Annotated in this window: 5 protein-coding genes and 1 pseudogene; 4 read left to right on the top strand and 2 right to left on the bottom strand. The window is 40.0% G+C overall.

The window, feature by feature from the left end; all coding sequences use genetic code 11:
• Positions 1–170 precede the first annotated feature (170 nt).
• From CALSC_RS28160 to CALSC_RS08180, 4 genes and pseudogenes are all read left to right on the top strand, one after another.
• Positions 171–1,059: pseudogene (locus CALSC_RS28160) on the top strand (AAA family ATPase).
• Positions 1,060–1,067: 8 nt separating this feature from the next.
• Positions 1,068–1,583 carry a hypothetical protein gene (locus CALSC_RS08190; protein ID WP_088240879.1) on the top strand — a complete coding sequence of 172 codons (516 nt, stop codon included), beginning with the start codon at positions 1,068–1,070 and terminating at the stop codon, positions 1,581–1,583.
• 257 nt (positions 1,584–1,840) lie between these two features.
• A complete protein-coding gene (locus tag CALSC_RS08185; RefSeq protein WP_088240878.1) occupies positions 1,841–3,403 on the top strand; it encodes a cation:proton antiporter in 1,563 nt (520 codons plus the stop codon).
• Between the two features lie 713 nt (positions 3,404–4,116).
• A complete protein-coding gene (locus CALSC_RS08180) occupies positions 4,117–5,814 on the top strand; it encodes a SulP family inorganic anion transporter (protein ID WP_088240877.1) in 1,698 nt (565 codons plus the stop codon).
• Positions 5,815–5,919: 105 nt separating this feature from the next.
• On the opposite strand, the gene CALSC_RS08175 is transcribed toward CALSC_RS08180, so the two are convergent.
• Positions 5,920–7,821 (bottom strand): N-acetylmuramoyl-L-alanine amidase, encoded by a 1,902-nt coding sequence (locus CALSC_RS08175; RefSeq protein ID WP_088240876.1) that lies wholly within the window; start codon positions 7,819–7,821, stop codon positions 5,920–5,922.
• A 1,114-nt stretch (positions 7,822–8,935) separates the two neighbouring features.
• Positions 8,936–10,405 (bottom strand): cation:proton antiporter, encoded by a 1,470-nt coding sequence (locus tag CALSC_RS08170; protein WP_088240875.1) that lies wholly within the window; start codon positions 10,403–10,405, stop codon positions 8,936–8,938.
• Between the last annotated feature and the right edge of the window lie 80 nt (positions 10,406–10,485).

Raw genomic sequence — 10,485 nt, 5'->3', positions numbered from 1 at the left:
AAGCCGGAGACTTGATACTGAGTCCTAGCCCTGTCAGGGCGGCTACGCCAACGGATACGATGGAAGGAAAGCGGAGATATGCGGTAGGCTTTACCCTTATCGCAGTTTATTATTTGCCATTAAAATTGGGCGATAATGGTAGATATTAGTATGATTTTTTGGAGTAGGTAATGCTAAAGCAACTCATTCTGGAAAATTGGAAAAGTTTTCACTATGCAGAGCTGCCAATCGATGCACTGACTGTTTTAATTGGTACTAATGCCAGTGGTAAATCTAATGTAGTTGAAGCATTAGATTTTTTGCAAAGAATAGCTAGAGGTGAAGAAATTAAAACAGCTTTAACGGGCAATGAAACACTTCCTTCTATTAGAGGTGGTGTTGAATGGGCTGCACGTAAGCCGGAGAATAAATTCACGTTAAAAGTATTGATTCAGGGCGAAAATGAGAATACTGATTATCTTTATATCATTCAAATAGAAACTCAACCAAATCTGAGAATTATCTGATGAGAAAAAAGCTGAAGTAGAAACAACAATATCCACCTACATAAAAAACTTACCAGAAGGCGATATTAAAAAAGTATGGGCGGAAAAAGTCGGTAGATTCGGCACAGATGCCATGCTGTACTGTGAAGAAGAATGGAAACCAGACGATATTACAGAAATTGATGCTCGTAGTATGTCCGATGGTACACTGCGATTTATTGCGATTATCACGGCTTTATTAACTCGCCCAGAAGGTAGTCAATTAGTCATTGAAGATGTGGATGATGGACTACATACCTCCCGTTCAGAATTATTAGTAAGGATGCTGCGTGAAATTGGACAAAAAAGAAATATTGATATTTTAATTACTACCCATAATCCAACTTTACTAGATGCTTTTGGTTCAGATATAATTCCCTTCGTAGTTATTTCCCACCGAGATGTAGAAACTGGTGATAGCCAACTTACTGTTTTAGAAGATATTAAAAAATTTTCCAAATTATTTGCATCTGCTTCCTTAGGTAAAATAACAGCAAGCGGTGCAATTGAAAGAAGCTTTTCTCATGATGAATAGATAGTGATATGAGAAAAGTATTAATTATCGATACATCACTTTTATGTGTTTGGTTGCAAGTTCCAGGGATGGAAACTGTTGGTTCTGATGATGATAAATGGGACTTTCAACGTGTCGATGAAAAGATTCAATTAGAAATCGAGCAATCTACAGTACTTGTACTCCCTTTAGCTGTAGTTGTAGAAATTAGTAACCACATTGCACAGGCTAAAAATAATTATGATGTGGCCCAAAAATTGGCAGAAATTATGACTAAAGCTACTGATGAAACATCTCCTTGGGCGGCTTTTAGCGAACAAATTATACTATGGGAAGCAGATAAGCTGAAAAACTTAGCTGCTCAATTTCCCGGATGGGCAACACAAAAAACTTCGATGGGCGATGGTAGTATGGTTATCTTGGGTCAACATTACCAAGAAAAAGGTTTTTGCGTAGAATTTTTAACTGCTGATAAAGGACTAAAAGCTCAAGAGCCATCTCCCCTTCCTCAACCGACAATAAGAAGTAACCAGAAGAGAAAGTAATACCATTTTGAAAAAAATGAGACAGATGGGTAGGGGCACGGCATCAGTAAAATAATTTTATATATTAAAAAATTGTGGATGCCGTGCCCTTACGAAGCATTTATGTGTCGCAAACATTATTTAAATTAGTATAAATTTTTATACCGCAACAAAAATCAACATATTATACCCAGGTTCGCTCCCCTGACAAAATACTCACATCAAGAGAGTTAAACTATTGGCGATGAAGTCTCATATTCAATTTTAGAAATATCTTTATGGCAATAGAATCTGCTGTTACGGAAGTATCAATCGAGGCGAATCTCAAGCAATTTTTGCTGGTACTCTCTGTTTCTTTGAGTGTAGCAACATTACCCCAGGTGTTTAGCTGGTTTCGCCAAATACCCTATACCTTACTTTTGGTGATTGCTGGCTTGGGTTTGGCGCTGGTAGATGTCCGTCTGGTTAACCTATCCCCAGAACTGATTCTGGCAATTTTCCTCCCTCCATTGTTGTTTGAAGCAGCATGGAATTTAAAATGGGGGAACTTGAAGCGGGATATGCTTCCTATTTGTCTCTATGCAGTGCTAGGAGTCTTAATTTCTATTATTGGGGTGACAATTGGACTCAACCAATTCACCACAGTTCCCCTGACTACTGCACTACTAGTAGGAGCTAGTTTATCAGCCACCGACCCTGTTTCCGTCACTGCATTATTTCGGGAGCTGGGGGTAGACAAACGCCTGACAACCTTGATGGAAGGGGAGAGTTTGTTTAATGATGGTATGGCTGTTGTGGCTTTTAGTTTCCTGGTGGGACTACCCCTAGGAAAAACACAATTGGGATTTCAACCTGTAATCATCGAACTCTTCACCGTGGTTGGTATTGGTATAGCTGTGGGAGGATTGATTGGTTTTGGTATTTCCTACCTCACCCAAAGATTCGATTTACCACTGGTAGAACAGTCTTTAACCTTGGTATCAGCCTATGGAACCTACATTATTGCTGAAGAATTGGGAGGTTCTGGGGTAATTGGGGTGGTAACAACTGGCTTAATTTTAGGTAACTTTGGTTCCCGAATTGGTATGAATCCTCGTACTAGGGTGATTGTGAGTGAATTTTGGGAATTTATTGCTTTCTTTGTCAATTCCATCGTTTTCTTGTTAATTGGGGATCAAGTGCGGTTTTCGGTTTTGGCAGATAATTTAGTAATTATTGGTGTCACCATTGGAGGAATGGTTTTAGCTAGGGTAGTTTCTGTTTATGGTTTGGGATTTTTGACCAATAAACTTGCTAATTCGGAAATTAGTTTAGCGGAACAAACTATACTTTGGTGGGGTGGTTTACGTGGTTCTGTATCCATTGCTCTAGCATTAAGTGTTCCGACCATTTTGGCTGAAAGAGAGGAATTAATTGCTACTGTCTTTGGAGTAGTTTTATTTACCTTATTAGTACAGGGATTAACCACCAAACCCTTACTAGAAAATTTAAATCTTTTGGGAGATCAACCTCTACGTCAGGAGTACCTAGAATTGGTTGCACGCCAGTCAGCACTAGGAAGGGTACTAGAATATCTTGATCGCGTGGATGAACGTCCAGGACTCGATAAGGAATTTTGTCGCTATCAAGAGACTTTAATTAGAGGAGAATTGAATAACTTAGAAGAGAAAATTGAAAAGTTACAAAATGACTATCCTAATCTCCGGGAATTTACCACTAAGCAACTGCGAAGTGAATTACTTGCAGTGGAAGCAGATACCTATGCTGACTTTGTTCGCTCTGGTCGTTTAAATCAAGAGCTGGCACCACTATTGCAAGATGTCTTGGGTGGTGAACATTAGTAAACCAGATATTAAATAATAATCAATTTCAGCTTTCCACCCAACGTTTTAATCACTACTAGGGTGGGAACTGGAAAATAAAGATAGTTATCGATCGCCAATTGCAGAAAAAAAGTCTTTTTAATTTTATATTTTTAGCGATCGCACTGATTAATATATTAATGGCATAGCTATAATCTTGAACAGCAAGCCAATAGTAAGTTAGTGGTAATGCATAAAAGGTGCACCACAGCAAGACAATTTCTATGAAAAATTTCACCCTTGGGAATGCTGCTCACAACACAAAGTAGGGAGCTTATAGCCTATTCTCACTCCCTATAGCTATTTGATGAATTATAACCATATTGGACTTGCATATAATCTCTGTGGTTTCTGACAAATACTTATTTGTGATATCACCCACTACTTCCCAGATTAGCTAAAGTCAGTAGTCAAACTCTTCTGTATATATGAGGACAATTGGAAATATTTCCTTTCCTACCTATCCGATGGTATGCGCTACACACAACAGAACATACTCAGTTGATGACGACTACTTACTGAAGTAATCAGAATTGTGGGTAATTTATTTAACTTGACACAACAGTAATCGGTATCAAGCTCCTAAATTCTATTTGTGGAAAAGGGAAAAACTTTTCCCCTACCCAAGCCCCTCGATTTAACTATGGGGAAACTGATAACTGATAACTGATAACTGATAACTGATAACTGAAATGACCCGTCTCAGATTAATTAACAGCTTCAATGTCCGCTATCTACGTGGTGATTTATTAGGTGGTGTGACTGCTGCTATTGTTGCTTTACCATTAGCATTGGCATTTGGAGTTTCTGCTTCACCACAAGCAGGAGCGATCGCAGGATTATATGGTGCTATTTTTATAGGGCTATTTGCAGCTTTATTTGGGGGAACTCCATCCCAAATTTCTGGTCCAACAGGTCCCATGACAGTAGTGATGGCGACTGTCTTCACTGGGATGATTGCCAAAAATCCAGATAATGGTGTGGAAATAGCATTTACCATCGTTATGCTGGGTGGATTATTCCAAATTCTGTTTGGAGTCATGCGACTGGGTAAATATATTACCTTTATTCCCTACACAGTCGTCTCTGGCTTTATGTCTGGGATTGGCTTTATTATTCTCTTTCTTCAGATTGGTCCTTTGTTGGGACATCCTAGTTCTGCGAAGGTAGTGGATTCTTTCTCCAATCTGCCCAAATTCCTCAGCAATCCTCACCCTGTAGCCACTGGATTAGGCTTACTAACACTACTAATTGTATTTTTATCTCCTCCCAAGCTGAATCGGATTATACCATCCCCTTTAATCGCACTAGTTGTGAGTACAGTTATTTCAGTAACTGTGTTTCCAGATAGTGATATAACCCGCATTGGTACAATTCCTACAGGTTTACCCAAACTACACTTACCAGTCTTTGACCTCAATCAAATCAAGGACATGGTTATTTATGGTTTAATGCTGGCAACTTTGGGAGCAATTGATTCTTTGTTGACTTCCCTAGTAGCGGATAACATTACCCGTACTCAACATGACTCTGATAAAGAATTAATTGGACAAGGGATCGGCAACTTATGTGCAGGTTTATTCGGTGGATTACCTGGAGCGGGAGCGACTATGCGTACAGTGGTAAATGTACGTGCAGGGGGAAAAACAGCACTATCGGGAGTAATTCATGCTGTAGTTTTGTTAGTCATTGTCCTGGGTGCAGGTAGACTGACAGAAAATATTCCCAATGCGGTTTTAGCTGGGATCTTGATTAAAGTTGGAGTTGATATTATTGATTGGGGATTTCTGAAACGCGCTCACCAGATATCCCTAAGAGCAGCAGGATTGATGTATATGGTCTTGTTGCTAACGGTTTTTGTTGATTTGATTATTGCAGTTGTGGTTGGGGTTTTTCTGGCAAATCTATTTACCCTCAAACGCCTTTCTGATTTGCAAGCAGAGCAAGTACAAGCAATCACAACTCCTAACGGACAACTGCGTTTAAAGCCGGAAGAAAAATCAATATTGCAGCAAGCAGAGGGGCGTATTCTCTTGTTCCATTTAGGTGGTCCCATGAGTTTTGGTGCAGCAAAAACAATTTCCCGCCGGTTGTCAATAGTAGAAGATTATGACGTGTTGATTTTAGATTTATCTGAAGTTCCCCATGTGGGTGTTACAGCTTCCCTAGCAATTGAGAATATGGTCAAAGAAGCTTGTGAGAAAAGGCGAGCAGTATTTTTAGTGGGGGCTACTGGTAAAGTTAAAGACAGATTGCGACGTTTAAAACTTTTAGATCGATTGTTGCCTAAAAATCAATTACAAAGCCGTCAGGAAGCATTAGCAGCAGCTTTATTGATTGTGAAAGAGCGTCAAGGAGTATCTAGTTCCAAGGGAGTGAATCTAGATTAACTCCTAGGCGATCGCATAATATATAACTCAGAATATTTCTGGGAGCGATCGCCCCTCAATCCACCGTTCCCTGGGGAGCATGTCAACTTTTTCAGCCAGCCCTAATTACCTCTGTTTGAGATAATCAAGAATACCACGAGCTATTCCTTCGGCCATTTTATTGCGGAACCATTGGCTACGTAGATTTTTCACATCATTACGACCAGTTAAATAACCAGTTTCCACAAGAATTGCAGGCATAGAAGTTTTTCTGAGGACGTAGAATCTCGCTTTGCGTACACCCCGACTCCTCATGTTCACTGTACGCAGAATTCTACGATGTACTGTGCGAGCAAAACTAAGTCCTGTATCGTAATAATAGGTTTCTAAGCCATTGACATCAGGACGCTTACGACCAGCTGAGTTGGCATGAATACTCACAAATAAATCGGCATTTACCCGTTCTGCCATCTTAACTCTCCCTGGAAGAGTGACAAAATAATCAGACTTGCGGGTCATAACTACCTGAATGCCATTTTGCTCCAAAATCTGGGCAACTCTTTTACCAATGGGAAGAATCACCTGCTTTTCTTGCAGTCCACCAATACCTATGGCACCAGGATCCTTACCGCCATGTCCGGGGTCAATCATGACTACTAATTTACCATTTTTACTCGGTCTTCCCGGTAGAGGTGTAGGATTAGCCCTCCTAACGATTGGGGGAACTGATCTGGGGTTAGGACGGTTGAGAGGAGGTAATCCAATGGAAGGTGTATTTCGATTAAAACGTGGATTAAAACGTTGTGTATTTCTATACCTCTGCATTGGCAGAGATAATAGTTGACCAACTTGGTTGATTCTACCTAGTTGTACTCCAGAAGCTGGCTGGATGAAAATTACAACTGTGGTTGGGTCTTGTTGTTGTAGGCGAACCCTCAACACCGGACTATTAGCATTCAACCTGGGACCTTTGACATCAGAGGATAACTTGGCATTAGGGACTTCAATGCGGAATAAAGCCGTTTTCCGATCCCAGCCACTATTAGCAGATAAAGGGCGATCGCCTCGAATTAATAATTGTCTGCCATTATCAGCAATTTCCACAGATTTAATCGTAGAAACAACATTAACAGCTCTGGAACTAGGTGGTCTGACAACCGGTCTAGTATTAATTACAGTTGGTGATGAACGGTTATTACTTCTAGAAGAATTACGGGCAATACGAGTCGGTAAAATCACTAAACCACTAGCACCGCTATTTGTTGCTCGCCAATCGGGACTATTTTTATCTACCCGCAAAGTCATGCGAACCACAGAAGGATTAGTTTTCCTTAGTTGATTGAATTGAATACTCCTCACACCATGTTTGTTGACTTCCATATTAGAAGACACATTGGAGGATACAGTCGCACCAGAGATATCCATAAAAATAGTTTTGCGATCGCGGCTACGTTTTGTTTTTACCTCTGGCTTACCACCTGTGGTTCGAACAAAAAAGCCGTCCCCTGTCACCACTAATCGTTGAATTTGTGCTTCTGCTGTCCTACTTGCAGCTACTGGGGAATAATTTTTCCTTGTGGGAGGATTAATAGTTACAGTATTGTAAACATTTTCATTAGAGGAAGTTACACTACTTTGTCGAGTTGGCTTTGGTAATTGTACAGTCCAACGACTGCCAGTTTTACCAACAAATTTTACCTTTTTGGGATCAAGAGTATAATTCGGACTCAGTTCTACCACCAAACGAGCTGTTTGTGGATTAAACTGTCCAACACGAATTGCACGAATTGCACCGCCTACAGGTTGAGTAATTTGCCTTTGCCCAAACTGCGTTCCTGGCAAATCAATCACCAAACGAGTCGGATTAAAAATTAATTGGGCTTGGGGCTGGACATCCCCGTTTGTATTTATTTCCAGTCGATTTCTATTGGCATCAAAACGCCAAGATTCTAGTTTTGCCGCCAACACGGGCGACGATAACATTAATATAGATCCAACAGTGCCAGGTAGTAACCAGTGTAATTTCACAGTGCTTTTTCCTGATGTGCATTTACGGGAGGGAGCTGTCAATTTATCAAAAAAGGTTTGGCAAGTTATCCCACGGTTCTTGCTCAAATATTAGCTTTGATGAAAATAAGGAAAGTATTTTCCATAATATTTTCTATTTTTGTCGAGTGCTTGCCAATTTTGCACTCGTAATCACAGTTTTTATCCAAATCAAGTTAACAGGAGTCTTTTGAGAACATAAGTTGTTTTTCCATGCTGTTATAACATGAAATTTGAGTCTCCAAAGCATCAGAATACACTAACAAGGAGGTAAGCAGAATACACAGTAATAGTCAATCATAGTCGGTAATATTTGTCTCAACAAGAGATCGATTTTTAGATTGAGGTTGCTGCTTATCCATACATCCGTTTATTTATAGCAATAACTGTCAACTGATGTGTTCATACTGAGACCAAGTTATTAATTGTGTCTGGCAAAATTTATGACTCCAGACTGGGAATAAGAATATTTTGGGTTTAATACTAGAAATTAAAAAAATGCATAATTGATGATGGGAATTAAAACAATAATAACTAAAATTTACAATTTTACAGGACGTAGATTTAAATACATAAGTTTCCGAAATTAATCTCCTAGAACACTGATTCCGTAATACCAAAATCCTGGGTTTAGGTAAGAGGTAGAGTGTGGTCACGAAGAGGCAGGGGAGCAAGGAGCAGGGAGCAAGAGAGAAACCCCATATATAAATATAGAGAGCAGTGCGGGCTTGGGGTCTCCCCATACTCCCCACTCTTGCAGAACCAAAGAAATCTGACTGGGGCTAAAAATATCATTAAAAATACATACGACAAGAGACAAAAATTATACAATTTTTTCCTGAAATAGACAATTAAATAGGATTGCTAATTTCTCTAGTTTTTTTGACTACATATGATAAACGATGATTTTTTGGATTTAATTTTCACCGTTGGTGAATCTAAGTAATTTTCAGGAGTCAGAATACCTGTTGAAGGATACTGACTCCTGTGACCTATGCATAAAGTTAGTCATGGTTGAGGATGATATTTTAAATTCACATCGAATGCGAATTATGGCTCATCACTCAGTGGTTATTTAGTTTACCCATTTCCTTGACTAAGAATCATGATGTTCTGGATTATTTACCAAATTCTCATGGGATGGGGGTATTGCGGTACCCACGGATTTAATTGCTACAGGTGTAGTTTGGGAAGTTTCTAACACTAATTTATCTTGGTTAAAGTTCTCTTCTTCTGCTTGTGGTAAAACAACCCTCAACAATGGAGGAGCAATAAAAGTAGTCAGAATCACCATCATAATAATTGCGGCTTCCAATGGCTTAGAGAGTACGCCGGTGCTAGAACCGATACCTAAAAATACCAATCCCACTTCCCCACGAGGAATCATACCCACACCAATTGCTAAACGGTTAATTTGGGGTTGACCAAAAACGCTAAAGCCTGTAATGACTTTACCAATGATTGCCACCAAAATCAGGAAAATTGCCATAATTAAACCCTCACGATTACTGGGAATCGTTGGATTTAAAACCCCTAAATCAGTTTGTGCGCCCACAGTCACAAAGAAAATGGGTACTAGCATATCCGCAATGGGGATAATTTGCCTTTGCAGTTCCTTACGTTTGTCAGTTTCTTCTAGGACTAAGCCTGCTGCAAAAGCCCCCAAAATAGCTTCTAGATGAATTACGTCAGCCAAATATGCCATGACGAAGGCAAAGATGAAAGCTGGAATTACCAATTCACCGCGAGTTTTCAACCGCTCAACGATTACGACAAAAGATTTATTAAATATATTACCAAGAGCGATCGCACCTAGGAGAAAACTAGTGGCACTGATAATTAAATAGACGACGTTACTTACATCCACAGCCCCATCTTTAGCAAGACTAGCCACCACAGCCAAAACGATAATTCCCAGCACATCATCAATGACAGCCGCACCAAGAATTATCTGTCCTTCCTTGGTATTCAGGGCACCTAACTCAGACAAGACTTTGGAAGTAATACCAATACTAGTTGCAGTGAGAGCCGCACCTGCAAAAATAGCGGGAACTGCAGGCACACCAAATACAGTCATTAAACCTACAGTACCGGCGGTGAAAGGTACTACAACCCCCACTATAGCCACTACTACCGCTTGTAAACCCACAGCCATGAGGTCTTTTAAGTTAGACTCCAAACCAATTTCAAACAGGAGGATAATTACTCCCAACTCTGCTAAAACCGAAATTACTTCTGATTGGGATACAAATACGGCATTTGCCCCATCTGGAGTTAAACCGGCGGTGGTTTCTAAGAAGCTAATAATCACAGAACTAGAAGCATCTGCTCCTCCTTCCGGGAAAACTAATAGATGTAGGCAAGATACACCCACCAATACACCACCCACCAACTCGCCTAATACTGGTGGTAAACCTACGCGATTGGACAATTCGCCACCAATTTTACTGGCGAAGTATATTACTACTAAACTTAGTAGTACTCCTGCTACTACCAGGGAACTGTCTGCTGTTTCTGTTGCAGTTGCCAACAGAGGGAATGAGAAGGGTGTGAGATTTAACTGCATTGCTTAATATAATTTTAGAAAATCTTTCTCCTTCTTAATGTACAAGGTTGTTAAAGTTGACTGCTCCCCAGCCTAAAGGT

It is taken from the genome of Calothrix rhizosoleniae SC01 (assembly GCF_900185595.1).
GTDB lineage: Bacteria > Cyanobacteriota > Cyanobacteriia > Cyanobacteriales > Nostocaceae > Calothrix_A > Calothrix_A rhizosoleniae.
This window is presented reverse-complemented; position numbering and strand designations above follow the sequence as displayed.